This window comes from Bacillus sp. FSL K6-6038, from assembly GCF_038050455.1.
Taxonomy (GTDB): Bacteria; Bacillota; Bacilli; order Bacillales; family Bacillaceae_G; genus Bacillus_A; species Bacillus_A pseudomycoides.
Map to the genome: position 1 here is coordinate 899,842 of NZ_JBBOUH010000001.1, position 17,350 is coordinate 917,191.

15 protein-coding genes and 1 pseudogene are annotated in these 17,350 nt (G+C 32.9%); 3 read left to right on the forward strand and 13 right to left on the reverse strand.

Translation table 11 applies throughout. The features are described 5' to 3' along the window. Positions 1-205: 205 nt before the first annotated feature. The 10 genes from NSQ40_RS04580 to NSQ40_RS04625 all read right to left on the reverse strand — a co-directional run bounded on the left by NSQ40_RS04580 (position 206) and on the right by NSQ40_RS04625 (position 8,860). Entirely contained in the window at positions 206-1,747 is a 1,542-nt protein-coding gene (locus NSQ40_RS04580; RefSeq protein WP_003195599.1) for a hypothetical protein, read from the reverse strand. 100 nt (positions 1,748-1,847) lie between these two features. Beyond that, positions 1,848-2,897, reverse strand: coding sequence for a glycosyltransferase family 4 protein (locus NSQ40_RS04585; protein WP_098715942.1), 1,050 nt, complete (start codon positions 2,895-2,897; stop codon positions 1,848-1,850). Positions 2,898-2,900: 3 nt separating this feature from the next. Next, positions 2,901-3,704, reverse strand: a complete 804-nt coding sequence (locus NSQ40_RS04590) for a glycosyltransferase family 2 protein (RefSeq protein WP_033796878.1) — start codon at positions 3,702-3,704, stop codon at positions 2,901-2,903. After that, entirely contained in the window at positions 3,682-4,902 is a 1,221-nt protein-coding gene (locus tag NSQ40_RS04595; RefSeq protein ID WP_018767109.1) for an O-antigen ligase family protein, read from the reverse strand. Before NSQ40_RS04595 ends, NSQ40_RS04590 begins: the two co-directional genes overlap by 23 nt. Then, the gene (locus NSQ40_RS04600; RefSeq protein ID WP_033797704.1) at positions 4,883-6,355 is read right to left on the reverse strand and encodes an oligosaccharide flippase family protein; all 1,473 of its coding nucleotides are present in this window, start codon (positions 6,353-6,355) and stop codon (positions 4,883-4,885) included. The genes NSQ40_RS04595 and NSQ40_RS04600 overlap by 20 nt, the downstream gene beginning before the upstream one ends. 30 nt (positions 6,356-6,385) lie before the next feature. Next, entirely contained in the window at positions 6,386-6,535 is a 150-nt protein-coding gene (locus NSQ40_RS04605; protein WP_157837847.1) for a hypothetical protein, read from the reverse strand. 183 nt (positions 6,536-6,718) lie between these two features. After that, on the reverse strand, positions 6,719-6,829 hold the full coding sequence (locus NSQ40_RS04610; RefSeq protein WP_116269061.1) for an NAD-dependent epimerase/dehydratase family protein: 111 nt from the start codon (positions 6,827-6,829) through the stop codon (positions 6,719-6,721). 22 nt (positions 6,830-6,851) lie between these two features. Then, the gene (locus NSQ40_RS04615) at positions 6,852-7,490 is read right to left on the reverse strand and encodes a sugar transferase (protein WP_003195604.1); all 639 of its coding nucleotides are present in this window, start codon (positions 7,488-7,490) and stop codon (positions 6,852-6,854) included. 13 nt (positions 7,491-7,503) lie between these two features. Further along, entirely contained in the window at positions 7,504-8,124 is a 621-nt protein-coding gene (locus tag NSQ40_RS04620) for a CpsD/CapB family tyrosine-protein kinase (RefSeq protein ID WP_097787181.1), read from the reverse strand. Then, complete coding sequence (locus NSQ40_RS04625; RefSeq protein ID WP_003195606.1) at positions 8,108-8,860, reverse strand: YveK family protein; 753 nt, start codon at positions 8,858-8,860, stop codon at positions 8,108-8,110. The genes NSQ40_RS04620 and NSQ40_RS04625 overlap by 17 nt, the downstream gene beginning before the upstream one ends. Positions 8,861-9,392: 532 nt before the next feature. Between NSQ40_RS04625 and NSQ40_RS04630 the strand changes: the two genes are divergently transcribed. Together NSQ40_RS04630 and NSQ40_RS04635 are read left to right on the forward strand one after the other, a co-directional pair. Then, positions 9,393-10,622 carry a helix-turn-helix domain-containing protein gene (locus NSQ40_RS04630; RefSeq protein ID WP_097787180.1) on the forward strand — a complete coding sequence of 410 codons (1,230 nt, stop codon included), beginning with the start codon at positions 9,393-9,395 and terminating at the stop codon, positions 10,620-10,622. A 1,103-nt stretch (positions 10,623-11,725) separates the two neighbouring features. Beyond that, positions 11,726-12,898, forward strand: a complete 1,173-nt coding sequence (locus NSQ40_RS04635) for an acyltransferase family protein (protein ID WP_003195608.1) — start codon at positions 11,726-11,728, stop codon at positions 12,896-12,898. Positions 12,899-13,881: 983 nt separating this feature from the next. On the opposite strand, the gene NSQ40_RS04640 is transcribed toward NSQ40_RS04635, so the two are convergent. Then, positions 13,882-14,694, reverse strand: coding sequence for a hypothetical protein (locus NSQ40_RS04640; RefSeq protein WP_098114281.1), 813 nt, complete (start codon positions 14,692-14,694; stop codon positions 13,882-13,884). Between the two features lie 111 nt (positions 14,695-14,805). Here NSQ40_RS04640 and NSQ40_RS04645 point away from each other — a divergent pair. Continuing rightward, positions 14,806-15,189 (forward strand): annotated as a pseudogene (locus tag NSQ40_RS04645) (DnaB-like helicase C-terminal domain-containing protein); the annotation flags it as partial. A gap of 117 nt (positions 15,190-15,306) precedes the next feature. Here NSQ40_RS04645 and NSQ40_RS04650 read toward each other — a convergent pair. Together NSQ40_RS04650 and NSQ40_RS04655 are read right to left on the reverse strand one after the other, a co-directional pair. Continuing rightward, positions 15,307-15,840 (reverse strand): MFS transporter, encoded by a 534-nt coding sequence (locus NSQ40_RS04650; protein WP_018782957.1) that lies wholly within the window; start codon positions 15,838-15,840, stop codon positions 15,307-15,309. Beyond that, complete coding sequence (locus tag NSQ40_RS04655) at positions 15,837-17,273, reverse strand: FAD-binding oxidoreductase (RefSeq protein ID WP_033797698.1); 1,437 nt, start codon at positions 17,271-17,273, stop codon at positions 15,837-15,839. Before NSQ40_RS04655 ends, NSQ40_RS04650 begins: the two co-directional genes overlap by 4 nt. Between the last annotated feature and the right edge of the window lie 77 nt (positions 17,274-17,350).

The following is a 17,350-nucleotide window of genomic DNA, read 5'->3' on the forward strand; positions in this document are numbered from 1 at the left end:
GGCTTTCTTAGGGGGAGCCCCCTAGATTCATGTGGAGACGGGGACAATTATTACTTATAAGTTGAATTATTAGAGTATTTCGTGTCTTTGGTATAAGAGGTGATAGTTACGCAAAGTTTTTTGAATCGTTAACATTTGAAGATATCGAAGGGGAGCATTTTAATATCTACTAATGGAAGTAAATGAATCTTAATTTGTACTATTTTCATAGTTTAGATGTGCTAATTTGCCCTTGATCATTTATACTCAATCTCCATTTTGTTCCATTTGGAGAAGTCAACGTCACAGCATTCCCTTTTTGAAATTCTAAATCTCCATATAATGTACCACCAGTAGTTGGCAACCATGAGGAGCCATACTGTAAAGATGATTTTGCGAATATTCGATTTATCCGAAAGCGTTTGTGATCTTGTGTATATCCGCTTAGTGTTAGTTTAACTTTATACAACATAGCTGACCTTACTTCTGAAATCACAGTGTCTCCGACATTAAACTGGAGATCTTTAGCCACCTCCCATGGTCCATTTAGGCTCTGTTGATATTCAATTAAAATACGACTTGGGCTTTCATTCCATCCAAAATAGATACCGATGCAATTAAGCATGTTAATAGGCTGCTTAGAAAAATCTAACTCGATTACAATTGGCTGAGTGCTAGGAACATCCACGTAATTTACACTTTGCTCATCGAGTAAGTTAAAACAATTATTAATATGTCCTCCATAGGGGGCTTTTCCAGAAAGTTGGCGCACTGCGTAGCGGACATTTGCATTTACTAATATATCATCTTGATTCCCAACTAGATGTGCTTTTCCTAATGCAAGAGGAGGATATATAGGAAGGGATTCTTCATGTGGTGAGGTACACCGATTGTATAGGCCACGATCGAGAATAGATGTGGAAACTTGATTTGAGAATAGGTAGTTATGATGAGAAATGGAAGAGAATTCGATAACGAGGGGAGGAGCATCCATACGAAAGACGTCCCATATCACTCCTTCAAACATATTATAGGCGCCTGAACATCGGATTACCTTTTTTGTTTGTTTCCGGCATTGAACTTGGATTCCCGCAAAGGTGTTCCCTGAAATTTCGTAAGGTAATGCACTATTTCCTATAATCTCGATACCATACTGACAACCATCTATAAAAATAGAATGGAAGGAGTTTGCATTAATCCAACAAGGATTGTTTATATCCGCAAGCTTTTCTGTTTTTAAATAGATAGCCGTATTAAAGTTTGTGATTTGGATTGAGTATGCCTGAAAGAAGCTTATGAAATCCCATGCCTTTTTACAGGATAAATGAATTGCAATACCTTGGTAAGTTGTTGTACGGTTTATAATATTGATATTTGATATAGAAGTATGATTATGAATTTCTATTTGTTGGGCACCAGAAAGATAAAGAACGGATGAGTTAAAGATATTATCCACGATTTCAATCGAACCACCAGAGATTGAAGTATTTTTTTGAAGTTCAAACACTTGGAAATTCCCTTTGACGATTAATGTTACAGTGGGATCCATTTCAAGATGTACATTTGACTTAATAACAATAGGAGAGGATATAGTATATTGTTTCTTCCCGGTGATAACAACTTTGGAATAATTGTTGGCCGCGCAATAATTAATGGCTTCTTGAATAGCTTGGGAATTATCGAGTAAATCTGGACTGGCACCAAAACAATCAATATTAACAACACTTTGATTTTGGCAGTCTTCAGCAAAATTAAGAGGTTCTGTCAACTTATAACACTCCTTATATAGTGGGATATTATATAATATGTATGTTTAAAAAAATGCACATGTATAAAAGAAAAAAACAAACGATGACCTCGTTTGTTTTTTAATATTGATAGGTTTCAAGCGTAGAATGAATCATGTTTGAGAGGGAAAAGGATTTTTCTACTTTTTCTCTTGCCGCTTTTCCTAAACATTTTCTTAAGTCTTGATTGTCATGAAGTAACTGGATTTTCTTTGCAAATTCTTTTTCAGAATGATGGGAAATGAGAATTCCGGTTTCATCATCTATAATGGCTTCTTGGATACCGCCAACATCTACAGAAATAATAGGCGTTCCAGAAGCCATTGCTTCAAGGACTACCATTGGAAACACTTCTCTTAGGGACGTTAGAAGCAGCAAGTCCATACTACAAATAAATTCATATGGATTAGATGTATTACCTAAAAGCTTCACCTTATGATTTAACTTGAAATCACGAATCATTTTTGCAATAAAGTCCCGTTTAGGTCCATCTCCAGCAATATAAAACATTACGTTACGTACATCTTTTAACTCATTTGCAATTTTTAAAAAAAGTTCATGGTTTTTCTCTTTTGATAATCGGGCTAAAATTCCGATATTGAGGGTTTCTTTAGGTTGTATTTGTTGAAAAGAAAAATGTTTTACATCAACACCATTGTAAATCGTTCGGATAAGGTCTTTTCTTATACCCAATTGCAGTAATCTCTCTTTCTCGAAGTTACTCACTGCGATAATTTGATTAACATGTTGATTTAACACTTTTTTAAATAGTGCGGGAAACTTTTTTTCAAGTATTGTAACATTATGTTTTGTATAAATGAGCTTAATTCTTTTTTTCGTGATTTTTTTAATTACGATAGAATACAGTAACATTCTGAAACTATTTGCATGGATAACATCAATGTCCAATTTCATCACTTGTTTACTTAATGTATAGAGGTTAGCAGGATGATTTTTTAAACTTAAAGGAATAAAATGATGCTTATTATGAATTTGATGATACAACTCACCTGTGGCAGCTGCTGAATAAAACGTCATATTTTCATCTTTGAGATGGTTTTCTAATTTGCAAAAATACATCTCAGCGCCACCTGTTATGAGTTTATCGGTTAATAGTAGAATATTGTTCATTTTTTATTTCCCCCCACTGGTCATAGAAGGAGGTCGGTCTCCTCTGTTTTTCTTGTATGCATGATAGGCATATTGACTAAAATAAAAGTTGGTTTTTACAAAGTTTAACTTTTCTTGGTTTCGTAAGAGTTTCCAATATCGGTAGGCAGCTTTTAATTTATTCCTTGAAGTAGAGTTACTTACAATACGATATGTAGATAAAATCTTTTGTAAGCCATAGGCCTGATATCCTAGCCGTAATAATGCTAACCATAGGGCAGTATCTTCAGGCTGGATAGCGGGCATTTCAATTTGTTTAAATTGATGCCTATCTAACATCACGGTTAAACAGCCAATCGTCGTATTTCCCAGCAGATATTTATAATCTACAACTTTCGGTGCATTAACTTTAATATTCATTGAATTTCCTTGTTCGTCAATTAAAGAATAAGAGGTAAAAGAAAAAGCAAGATTATCTTTTTGCATAAAAGCGACTTGTTCTTCTAGTTTGGTAGGTAACCAGAGATCATCGCTGTCTAAAAAGGCAATATAATCTCCTTGAGCTTCTTTTAATGCTATATTTCTAGCTCTGGCAGCACCAGCATTTTGAGTTAAAGTAATAAGTTTAATTCGTGGGTCTTTTTCTATATATTGTTTGATGACATGAACGGAGTCATCTTTCGACTTATCATCAACGATAATCATTTCCCAGTTAGCATATGATTGGGCCTGAACGGATTCAATGGTTTCTTTTATAAATGGAGAACTGTTATAGGAGGGGGTTATAACGGAAACCAATGATTCGCTATCTTTTTTGGTGTATATCATAAAAATCAGCCTCTTTTCTTTCATATACAGAAATATATTTTAAAGTAATTGCTAAAAAGGAGAAAAGCGCTTCATTAATCATGAGAGAAAGGGATACCATCTGCAATAAAAAAGCAAAAAGTGTAAGAATAATAAAAGGTTTTTCAATATGCAATTTAGTTCTAAAGAGCTTGATAATGAACAGTAATAAAAAAGAAAAGTAAAAAAGAAAACCAATAATTCCAGCCTCTACTAAGATTTCTAGATATGTATTATGAACATATAGTTTTTCATTATGTTCAAATGCGTAATAATCCGAGAAATTAAAGGCACCGATTCCCAAAAGGGGATGGGACATAAAATAGTTAATCGCCTGTTTCCATAATTCAAATCGACCACTTCCATTATCGGAAGAAAAGTCATTGATACGGCTGGAAATGATCTGATTCAAATCGATTTGCATAAAAGAACATGCGGCGTAGATTACAACTAGGCATAACAGAGCAACAAGTATCATTTTTACCTTTTTTAGAAAATCCGCTAATATTATATACAAAATGATAACGAGTATTAGGGCGACAATACCGCCTCGAGAAAAAGTAAGAAGGTTGGTAATTATACATAAGATAAATCCAAAGGAGTTTTTAAATCCTTTTAAGTGTGTTAAATAAAAAGAAAAAAACAATGTATTATAAAAAATGAAGATGTTCGGGTCATCAAGTAGTCCAATTAACCTTGGATAATCTCTATCTAATAATAATCCGTAAGAAGTAATCTCAACGCCTGTTGGGGATCCCCCGGTTATTTGTAGTCCAATTATGTACAATAACAAACTAATCATGTTAAATAGTATCCCGACATTTGCAATGGAAGCTTCAATAGCACGAATTGAAGCTTGCTCCAGCATATATCTCATGATGAAATAGCAGATAAGGACAAGGATTACTCCTAGAATGACGCGAATACTTGATTCTGGATACTGTGAAAAAGCACCACTTAGACAATAGGTAAAATAAAATAAAAGCAATAAAATTTCATAATGATAAAGGGGACGAAAGTAAAAGTCTCGAAAATAAATACAGAAAAAAATGGCTAAAAAAATCATGTAAATTTTTAATGAAAAACCGATGGACAAATTATATTTACTAAGTGTAATAAAAAATAACAAAAGAAAGACTTCTAAAGTAGAAGTATTTCTTTTAATTTGTAATCTTTCCATTCCCTCGTTGTCTCCCGTCTTTTAAATGGTTGATATTCTGTTGTTTTTTCTTTCTTATAAAATCTTTAATCAAGTTCCGAGTAGCTTGATCAAATAATAAAACCATCGTAGACATTAAGATAATGGTAGAGAACATGGCTATAAAAGGAAACTTATATAATAAGTAGTGTAATAGGATAAAACTTATCGAAAAGTAGGATCCGTATGGAATAACGACTTTGGTTAATACTGTTTTTCTGATTGGATTAGCTAATATATAACCAATAAATGATACGATTTCCATCGTTAAAACAGAAAAAGCTGCCCCCGCTATTGCATAAGTAACACTCAGATAATAAAAAGACACTAAGCCAATAGAGATGGTTATAAACTGAACAATAGTACGGCGATTTTGCAGTCCTCTTGTTGTGAGACCATCAGCAATGGCGATGTTAAATCCTTGTAAGACAATAATAAAGGACAATATTTTTAAAGGTTGAACCGCAGATCCCCATTTATCTCCAAATAAAATCGTGATCAGATAGGGGGATAAATAGAATAAAGCTATTGTCATACACATCCCAATCAAGGACATAAATTTCATTTGCAGGATATTTAATTCTGTATGTTTCTTTACCTCCCCATGACTATGATGCTTAAATAACAGTGGGAAAAATGCACCTGCAATAACCCCTGGTATTTGATAGAGAGCTGAGGGGATTCGGTAAGCTACTGCAAAGAGCCCAACAAGCCCTAAGGGAAGTGTTTTTTCTAATACTAATGGACCTAGTTGAGGAGTTAATATAATAAATAACCCACTAATTAAGAACGGGCTAATATTGATCAATAATTCTTTTTGAAAAGGGACTTTCCACTTAAATTCCATGTTTTTTCTGAGTAAATACAGGCAGTAAATGCCTCCAGCTAAATAAGAAAAACCATATAAAAAAGCTGTTACATGTATATCCACTTTTAAGCTTATACACAAAATGGTTAATGTGACTAATACAATGGCTGAGAAGATTTTTATGGATGCAATAAATTGCATTCTTTCAGATAATTGAAAGTAGGTTATGCCTATGCTTTGCAGCACTAGGCCGATGATTAAAGGAATCATTAAACTATACATCATATAAAGAATTTGTTGTTCATGATAAAAGACGTGGATACCGAAAGAAAAAATAACAAATGTTAAAAGTAAACATACTACTCGAACTTTTATATAAGAAAAAAATGTAGTGCCTGGGTTTTCCTTTTTTGCTCCTTCTCGAAGGAACGTATTACTGACTCCTAAATCTGTAAAAAAATGCATGACCATGGAAAGAGCTAGTGCTACACTAAATATTCCATAGTTCTTTGAGTTAAAGTAATTTGCCAATAGTATGAGCGTACTTGCATTTAAAACATTAGCTAAAATCGTGCTGTAAAGTAAGTGGAATATATTTTTAATAATTGAGTTTGTTTTCTTATTCACTTATTTCTCTCCCAATTCACAACTGTAAAGTCACTTAAGTACAGATGTAGGTTCTTTTCCACTAGGTAAAATAGCGTCTTTTTGCTTAAGGTAGTAATCATATGTATTCGCAAGACCTTTTTCCAATGCATATATAGGTTGCCAGCCTAATTTTTGAATGCGCTTTTTATTGCAGAGCAAACTTTCTTTGACGTCACCGTCTTTTGCAGGTTGGTAAATGGGGGAAACATTTTGTACACTAATTTGCGCAGCTTGGTGAACTACAAAGTCAGGTTTAAACGCTTCTATCGCTTTTTCTAATGATCTTTCATCTTCTACATTATCAAAGAAAGCTATACTTTTCGAATGAACATTATTTACGGATCAGGTGGATAAGTTATCATACACAGCCACTTCATAATGATTATGAATTAATTTGTCTACAATATGGGATCCGATAAATCCGAAGCCCCCCGTTACTAGCACTTTCTTCATTTTTTATTCTTCCCTTCAATATTTATCTAGCTCCATTTCCAGTAAATACAATGGCCAATGTTTGACATAAAATCTTGATTTCCATAGCGAATGATCTATGCTGGATATAGTATAAGTCGAATGCTAATTTTTCTTCGGGAGTTAGATCATATCCACCATTCACTTGCGCCAATCCTGTTATTCCAGGCGTTACAAGTAAACGATGTTTAAAATTAGGCAATGACTTATCAAACCTTTTATAGAAATATTCTCTTTCAGGTCTAGGGCCAATGAGTGACATATCTCCTTTTAACACGTTAATAACTTGAGGGATTTCATCAATTCTAGTTTTTCTTATAAACGTACCTATTCTTGTAACCCTAGGGTCCTCTTTACTTGCCCACTGAGGACCGTTTTTTTCAGCATCTAAAAACATGGAGCGTAACTTTATTAATTTGAAATCTTTTCCGTTTTTTCCTAGACGCCGTTGATAAAAGAAGGGAGAACCAGTTGATTCGATTGGGATAAGGATGCAAAAAAGAACTAAGATGGGTGATAAAAGTAACAGCATGAAAAGCGAAAAAACAAAATCTATTAGTCGTTTAACAAGAAGGTAGGATGAAGTTGATAGAGATTGTACTTGTATTTCTACCTGTCTATCAATCTTTATTTTTGGGTCCAAAAGTTCCCCCCCTTTATGAAATAATGACTGTACCGATTATTTCATGTTTGCTATGTTCTAGTTGTTTTTTTACATTCGCAATCTTATCTAACTTATCACGGCCTTCCTGTATCACTAAAACAATGCCATCACAATGTTTTGCGAGGATTTGTGCATCTGGTGTGTTTAGGAAATCGGATGTGTGAAACAGAATGATATCAAAATGCTCTTTCCACTCCTCAATTAGGATTGGGAAGGTCTCTAATGTTAACAATGTCACTGGCTCATAAAGATCTTCACCTGTAGATAAACAAGATAGATAATCCGTTATTTTTATTGTAGTATCCTTATTTTGCTCTCTTAGGAGTAAGGTGGTTAGGCCAAATGAATGATCGATATTAAACACATGATGTAAAGAAGGTTGACGCAGATTCGCATCCACCACCAACACTCGTTTTCGTTGTTCTGAAAAAGCTAGGGCCAAATAAGCAGTAGCATTGGTTATATTTTGTGTTTGTGCAAGTGAAGTAATCATTAATATTGGTTTTTCCTTTTGAAGGTTCGGTTCAATATGGTTACATATGCTATAAAATCGTTCTTTGATGGTGATATCGTATGGATTAAAGAAATATTTCCTCTTAAATTTGATGGTCATTATGTTCACCTTGTTTCATTGAAGATAAGCTTTTATAAGCTGTTTTTTGCTTGTTGTTTCTTTTTTTGGTATTTAAGTTCACTCTTCCTAATAATGGGAGTCCAAGATGTTCGAGTTCTCGATTGTTGTAAGTTGAATCATCAAAGTGTTCTCGTAGAATTGCCAAGCCAATTCCGACAAAAAAGCTAATTATGATTGAAATGGCTATAATGAATTTGGGTTTTGGAAAAAGCAGTTCGGCTTCTTCCGTCGCCCCGGAATCACTAAGAATATTAAGGCGGTTTACATTTGCATAGTCTTTAAATTTAGATATGGATTGCTTTGCGACGGATTGTGCAATTTTCTTAGCTAATTGTGGATTAGAGTCTTTCACTGAAATTGTAATAATCTGTGAATCATTTCTATTAGTAACGGAAACCTGTTTAAGCAAATCATAGCTTGAACGAGCTAGCTTTAACTCTTCTTTTACACCTATCATGATATATGGGCTTTTTATGATATCCATATATGAAAGAGCTAGCTGTTTGTTATCTTGTACTCTATTTACTGGATTTTCCTCTTTTTCTACGCCTAAAGATCCAGCAAGAACTTGGGTGGAGTACTGATAAATCGGTTTCATAAGGTACATGGATGAAATAATAATGAACCCGCTAGTACAAATTGTCGTAAGTATAATAATTAAGAATCGCCTTTTTAAAACTTGCATAAACTCTTTTATTTTTACTTTTTCATTCATCTAGTTCACCACTTTTTCAATTTAATAGTAGAGTTTTGGCGTGATTTTCCGAATGGGAATTATCACTTTTGATTTTGAAAAGGTCCTTATAACATTTATACTAGGGTGAAAAAATTATAAACCTAGCATCTGAACAAAAATTGAACAGAATGCTTCCTCCTAAATTTTTACTATGTAGGGCATAGCCACATCGTCATCAAGCTAAGAATGCCAAGAGGGTATATGTGAGTATGTTTTTTGAAATTTCTATGACTACAAAAAAGGTGTACATAACAAATAAATTAATCAAATGGCTACTTAAATAAAGAAGTCGATCATTATGCTATTGTTCTTATAAATCTAAATAATAAGTGTTTTTTCTGAATATTTATGGTAATATTTTGATATAAATTGTATTTTATTGAAAATACTAGTAATTTTTGGGTATATTTAACTTTTCGCAAATTTATTTATAAATCCATAAATGTATGAATTAAAATGTTTGGTTTTTATATGAAGCTTTATAATCTTATCTAGTTAAAAGGAGAATATAATGAATCATTCTATGGATATACAATATTTGTGTGATATTTTATATAAAACATTTCAAGTATCTATTCAATTTTTATCTACAGATGAAAAAATCTTATATAAATCTACTTCTAATGATATTTGCAGTCCTTTTTATTCTTCTAAGGAAGAACAACTTAGTGAAATTTTTCAGGAAAATGATCTCTATGATTTTCCGCTTATGAGAGGGAACAGTTATCTAGAAAATTTCGTTTTTATTCACATAGTAGATCATGAATATATAAAAGGAACCTTTGTTATTGGACCCTCTACATATCCCAAGGTATCAGAAGATATGGCCATTAGACTTATGAATGAATTTGGGGGAAATGTTAGAATACAAGATGGAATTGAATACTATCATTCCATACCTGTGATAAAAAAAATAACTTTAATTGATATAGGAATTTTATTACATTACATAATTTTTAAAGAAAAGTTAGATGTAGGTGCTGTTTGGAGAGAAAATAAATTATTGGAGAAAACCTCCTATGAAATTGCGAATCCTGATTTATATATTTCAGCCCGGCGTCAAAATAATTCTGATCATTATGATATATCATTGGAACGGAAAATTTTCACAAGCATTAAAGAAGGGGACAAAGAAAAATTAATAAAATATGCATATGCATTTCCGCAAGAAGATGCTGTAATTTCATCAAAAAGAAATCAACTAAGAAATCAAAAAAATAATGGAATAATGGCCATTACTTTAGCTACTCGTTATGCAATAGAGGGGAATCTCCCGCCAGAAATTGCTTTTTCGCTTAGTTCTCTCTATATGGAGACCATTGAACAACTAGATAACATGTATTCGGTCAATAGATTAATTGAGGACGCTTTATGTGCTTTTGCTGATCGTGTTAAAGAATATAGTATTCAAAGATATTCGAATACAATTACTACATGTTTAAATCATATTAGAAAAAACATTTACCATGAAATATCTCTCAATAATCTCGCTACGTTGCTTGACATTAATCCTACTTATTTATCTAAATTGTTTAAAAAAGAAGTAGGAATTCCTTTAAGTGAATATATTCAAAGGGAACGAGTAGAAGAAGCAAAAAAACTATTAACATTAACTACATATCCATTATCAGATATTTGTGCTTGGCTTAACTTTTATGATCAAAGTTATTTCACAAGAGTTTTCAAAAAAATATGTAACATGACTCCTAGACAATATCGTGAAAAGCATACCGTGATATAGGCTTGATATCTTAACAGCTAGGTGAGATATGTGTAATACTTGATCACATATATATAATGCATCAACTCAATTTACCTCGCTATTTATAAGAAATAATACTCTTACCTCAAAAACTTTCTCTGTTTATCCCGCATTAACAGGCAGTAAGACCCCCACCTCAAAATTCAGCAAAAGCAAAGAAGATAGGTGGGGGATCCTGCCCGTAAAAGTCCGATTGGTCGGGCTAATAATCAGTGGGGATGAAGAAAACCCCACTGATTAAAGTTTCACTTTATTTGAAAATATGTAGAATCCATTTCCTTATAATTCTGCTCACTACATGAACATAATAAAGAAATGGATTTTAATACTTTAAGATTTCCACCTTTCCTTTCAGTATGTAATAGTGCAGAAAGAATATTAAAAAATCCATTTGAATTAATATAGGAATAGAATGCGATAGCTAAGAAACTTTTGCTTTTCCATGTTTACCTTTTTAGCGTGGATTAAATGAATGTTCGAAATAAAAAAGAATCCCTTATTCTTTATGGAATTCTTTTTTAGCTGCCTATTAAAGAATAATTATTCTGCATTTTCATTTTTTACCAATTCATGTTATATTTGGTAGCGTAAAATATTTTGTGTAAATATACTTGTCTTGTGAATAGGGAAAATACAAGAGATTTTTAAGTTTGCGACTAAACAAATTAAGAGAGGAGTACCCCCTTAATGAATGAAGGCGCATTTATATAAGCAACTAGAGAAAAGTATCACAATTCTTAAAAGAAAGAGTAGATTTGCCAATTTCTTTCGCGTAAGTAGGAAGACGGAGCGAATAGTCGAAATGATTGCTATCAACGAACAATCGATACAAAATATAGGGAAATATAAGCTTTATCTGTTCCTTGTGATCAAAACGGAGCCTTTCAAACGTAATCATTCGCCCCATATCACCGTAGAAATGGGTGGCTAGTATTCGTATGTATCAAAGTGAATTGAGTACATATAGAACGCATTTTAGAACTCCATTATTCTCCTGCAACTGTAAGTAACATTATAATTTTGTAAACAACAAGATTGAAGTCACCTTGTATTTTAATAAAAATCTTTTTAGTAGGTGTAATATGATGAAAAGATATGAGGAGTTTGACTCTCTAAGAGGATTAGCAGCACTTCTTGTAATAATCGGGCATCATATGATGCTATTGCCTGCGTATGAAAATTATCAGTATGAGTTAAACAGTCCCTTCATAATTTATTTATTCAAGGAAACTCCTTTACGTCTTTTTTTTAGTAGCGGCAACGAATCTGTTATTCTCTTTTTTGTATTGAGTGGTTTTGTTTTGTATTTATCTATTAATAATGAGAAATTTCATTATGATACATACATAATAAAACGGATTTGCCGAATTTATATACCATATTTAGTAGCAATCAGCATTTCTATTATTGCTAAAATGCTTTTTAGTCGTAATGATATGCCATTTATTAGTGATTGGTTTAGTAAATCATGGACCACTGCAGATACACCAGCTTTATTATTACAACATCTTGTTTTTATCGGTGAGTATAACACAGACGCATATAACAATGTTATATGGTCTCTTGTTCATGAAATGAGAATTTCGATTATATTTCCATTTCTGACTTTCTTTTTTATACGCAAAAGGCTCAAATATTCCTTATTATGGTTTATTGTTCTAAGTTTTTCTTCGACTATGGGTTTGTATTTGTTTAATCCTAGTGGAAGCATAACTAGTAGTTTTTTAAGTTTTCATTACATCACTCTTTTTTTTATGGGAGCTCTATTAGCGAAGTATCGTTATTTTATTTTCCATTATGTTTTAAATATGAATAAAATGATGAAAATTGCATTACTGCTAATTGCAATTATTTGTTTTATGTACGAAGGAATGATTGGCGAAGTGGATTTTTTGAACAATTATGTACTGAGAGACTACGTTGTCTCATTTGGGGTTTGTATGGTAATGATTATGAGTATCTCTTCATGGACATTTAGTGCGTTATTAAGAAGAAAAGTATTTGTTTTTCTTGGAAAGATTTCTTATAGTCTTTATTTATATCATCTTGTTTCTTTATTCTCAGTTATGTATTTATTTTATGATAAACTACCTACCATATTAATAGTGTTTCTTTCCTTTTCTCTTTCTTTTTTACTATCTTCATTGGGGTATCTATTTATTGAAAAACCCTGCATAAACCTTGGGCGGTATTTAACTAGGAGATGGAGAAATATATTCTGGAAGGAAATAAAAATAAGGGATCGGATTTCATAGGAGTTTATATAGTAAGAGATCAAAGTTGAATCTTCTCGAACATGTAAAGAAAAAACGAGGATGTTAGATATAACAGAATCGGATATTTTCAAATTCATCTTATAGAAAAACATTCGTAAAAGCCGCTTCATTATACGATAGAGGGCTGGGGGAAAACGAGCTGGGCATTTGCGGAAGGCATTTTCCCTTAAAAGGATTGACAGCAACCTATATAAAGAAACATTTAGAATGTGACATTCGAGAGAGACAGGATGTAAACGTTGTTGTACCTATGTGCAAAGCTTGTGATGCATGGTTCGATGAAGGATATATTACTGTGAATTCGTTAGGATATGTAGATTGCATAGAGGATATGAACTCTGAAAAAATTGTAAAACAGATTTACTAAATGAACTTACGAAAATAAACGGTAGAAAGTGTTTTTATTGGAATCAGGAAAATAAGAAATATTTTGAATGGCACTATCATTATCATAGAATGACAACTTAAAAATTCAGAACTTTGGTGAGGGGAAAATCCAGTTGTTTGATCCAGAATCTTTTCAAACGATTCGATATACAAAACAAAAGTAAATGAGAGGGAATTTGGGACGAGGTTGTCATGAACCTAGTCCTTTCTTCATATGGAGGGATAAGTCTGAAACCTTTCTGATTACGGAATCGTCATCCTTTTGTATAGGTAGGAATTATTTGACGATTCTAATTATTTACCCATAGGCGCATAAGTGTCGTTATCCCTATATCTATCATATTTATATAGTTCTCATAGACCACTGTGATGGAGTGAATTTTTGTTTTGAGGTAACTTATTTTCTTAGTTTGATAGGCATGGAGTGCTCCCCCTATAAATACAGATTAAAAGTATTGTTGCTGTAGATATCCTGAATAAAAGGTATACTTTGATTAATATTTTTTAATTTATAAGATAAAAAAGATAGATGCAGTAGAATGTTCTACCACTATCTATCCTTTTTATCGTATGAATTATTGAGCTTTAAATTCGATCACTTGCTCTTGATTGATTGTTTTACCATCTAAAAGACCTTTTGCTGTTATGTAAATAATTGTTTTCTTAGAGTCTTCCAGCTGACCAATTGCATACTTTACATTGAAGTTATCATTGCTTAGTCGCCACTGTTCACCATTCCATCTACCAGTTATTTTTTGACCATCAGCAGCTTCAATTTTATCATCGTAATTTAGTGTACCAAACTCTGTTTTTAATGTATTGCTAGCAAAATCAATTTGAACTTTGTTTAATAATTTGATTGGAGAACTCGTTTGAATCTCGTATACATTGTCACTGATCTTTTTGAAGTGAATTTTTCCTTCTTGTCCTTTAACAAGTTTCATATATTGATCAGATGATAAGAAGAATTCATATTCTTCTTGTGTAATTCCCATGTTTTCATGGTAAGGTAATCTTTCTCCAGGTTGTACTGTTTTTAAATATTCTATGTACCAATCATAATTTTTCTGAATACTCGCTTGCGTTTTTTTCGTAATTTCCTCAAATTTTTGTTTCTTATCTTCTTGCATTTGTATTGTCATAATATCAGCAGGTGTTTCTGATTTTACTAATAATGGTGTGATGAAATCTTTTGTACTCTGATTGGTAGGTGATAAAACTTCTTCAGTTTTTTTCGGATTGGTATCCTGTTTATCCTCATTTTTTGTAGATTTAGTTGTTTCTTCTGCCGCAGTCTTTTTTGTATCGACTGGTTTACTTTCAGTAGAATTATTACATCCAGCCAATAAAAAGAAAGTTGTAAGTGTCCCTAGTATGATTTTTTTCATTAAAAATTCCCCCATATTTTTTTCATAAAAACAAACAATACCATAATTATACATTGGAAATATTACCATAACAATTCGCTATTTTTGAAAGTACTTTAAGTTCTTCAATTTCTAGTTATTAGTATTGATTATTTGCAGCTTATTACAGGTGATTCGACCAATAGAGGAAACGTGTTTCAAGAAATGGGTGAGGTTTCCCGTAAACTGCTAGCACGTGATTTAAACGTATGCGTCGTAGTGCTGTCGCAATTGTCCCGCGGGGTAGAGTCGCGTCAAGATAAGCGTCTGCTTTGGTCTGATCTAAGGGAGAAAGGGCAGATTGAGCAGAATGCGGGTGTGATTATGTATCGGGATGATTATTATGATAAGGAGACGGAGTATAAAGATATAACAGAAATTCAGATAGCAAAGCACTGAAATGAACTTGTTGGGATGATGAAGCTGCGGTTTTTGAAGGAGTTTGAGAAGTTTATGGAGGGGCTAAAAACAGACTAGTTCAAACTGATAAAATTCTTGCACTAGAACCACAAAAAAGAGCAGTGCTAATGCTCTTTTTTATTAATTGTCCAAGTGAATACTGAAAAAAGCACTATTTAGTAGATAGATTACTGTCTACTTATGCTGCCTTCCTATTACAATACCGCTCACCATATATAAAACGGAAGCAATATAAAAAATGGTACCAATCGTTAAAAAGTCGACTAGATACCCTGTTGCAATGACAGCTACTGCACCGCCAACTGAAGTCCATACGTGGTATTTTCCTATTTCATAGCCTGCTTCTTTGCTTTCTACTTTTCGTGCAAGTGAAGTTTTTTCGGTGTTTCGTTGCACGGCACCTAAGCAACCCATAATAATTTGCAGAATGTAAACATGCCAAACTTCTGTAGCAATGGGAAAAAAGAGCATTAATACCGCCATAGACCAAGCATATACAATTAATAGTTTTTTATCTCCAAATTTGTCAGAGATCTTTCCTATTAGTGGATAGACTAAAGCGGAAGTTAACGCAAATAAGCCATATGCCCAGCCAAATTGAGAGAAACTATCTCCAACATTTCGAAGCAGCAGTATGTAAAAGGGGAATACCATACTACCGGCCATCATAATTATGCTTTGCGAAGTTACAAATCTTCTATATGTCATTCACTGTACTCCTTATAAAATAGATTTACAAATCGTTCTTGCGGATCACTCTCTTTCTTTTTTTGAAAGAATTCCTCTATACGTGGATATGCCTTCTTAAGTTGCTGCTTTGTTGGATAAGAATAATAGGGTAAATAATAACTTCCATTGTGCTTTAAAGTAACATCTATCATCTTCCCTAACACTGCTTTCGTTTTCTTTATTTCACCCTCAGAACGTCCTTGATTAATAAGGAGTACAAGTGCAAACATATCATCCTTTGCATAGGATAAAACCGCATTCTCATTTTTTTCTACATAACGGATAGTAATATTAAGAAGGTTCAACTCTTCTTTGTTTAATACATTTCGCAAATCATCTATATACGCTGTAAAGTGATCGATAGGTACGAAATATTCTTGTAAAACCTCTGTTCGATTTGGATTTTCGTATTCCATAAAAGTACTATCTGATCGCATCACATTATTTCGAGTTTCATATGTTCCATTTATGCGTTCAATGTAGTTCCTTTGCATATCCCAAAACGTATTCTTTCCCCAGTCACTATACCTTGATAATCCAAGGAATAATTTCGGTGCAGCAATAATATTTTCTTCCTTTAGTTTGCTGTATTCTTCCCGTTTATTTTGGTTCTCTGCTAAAACATAATCTGTTACATACATTTCTTTTAAAAATGAGGTTGGAGCTACGGAAATACGCGCTAGGTGCATTCGAACATTCTCGTCCTTTTTTACCTTCTCTTTAAAATAAGCTGTATACTCCTTATAATCTAGCGTTTTTGTCTGCATTTCATATAGTTCGTCATCCGTTAACTTAAGCGTCACATCTAAGATCACACCGAATAATCCGTAACCTCCAATAACATAAGGAAACAAATCAGCATTTTCTTCTCTACTTACATTTTTAACCGTACCATCTGCCATTAACAATCGAAATGATTCTACTGTATCAATGAGTGCTTCATGACGAATATCACGTCCATGTACATTTACACTTAATGAACCGCCAACTGTAAAAATATTTTGAGACTGCATCACTTGAACAGCAAGACCATATGGATTTACTTTCTTTTGAATATCATCCCATGTCACGCCGCTTTGCACGCGAATTCTCTTTTTCTCTGGATCAAACTCTAATATTTTGTTATATCCTTTCATATCTAGCACTGTACCATTTGGATAATAGGTCTGTCCGCCTTGGCTATGCTGCATTCCCGCAATTGAAATCTTCTCACCTGAAGCATTTGCATCTTTAACTAGCTTCTTTAAGGTCTGCTCATCTTCCACATTTTCAACCCGTTTAATCTTTGTAGGAAGCAATCTGCCCACATCACTCATAACAGGATTGGCTATTTGTTTTGTATATGTATATATAGATGCCATACATAATAAGCTGTATACAGTAATACCTATTATTATTGTTTGTTTTTTCAACATACACTCTCCTTTTTTCGTGATAGTATAAAGAATTCAATGTATATTCGAGATTTATATTATATCTTTTTCTAAAG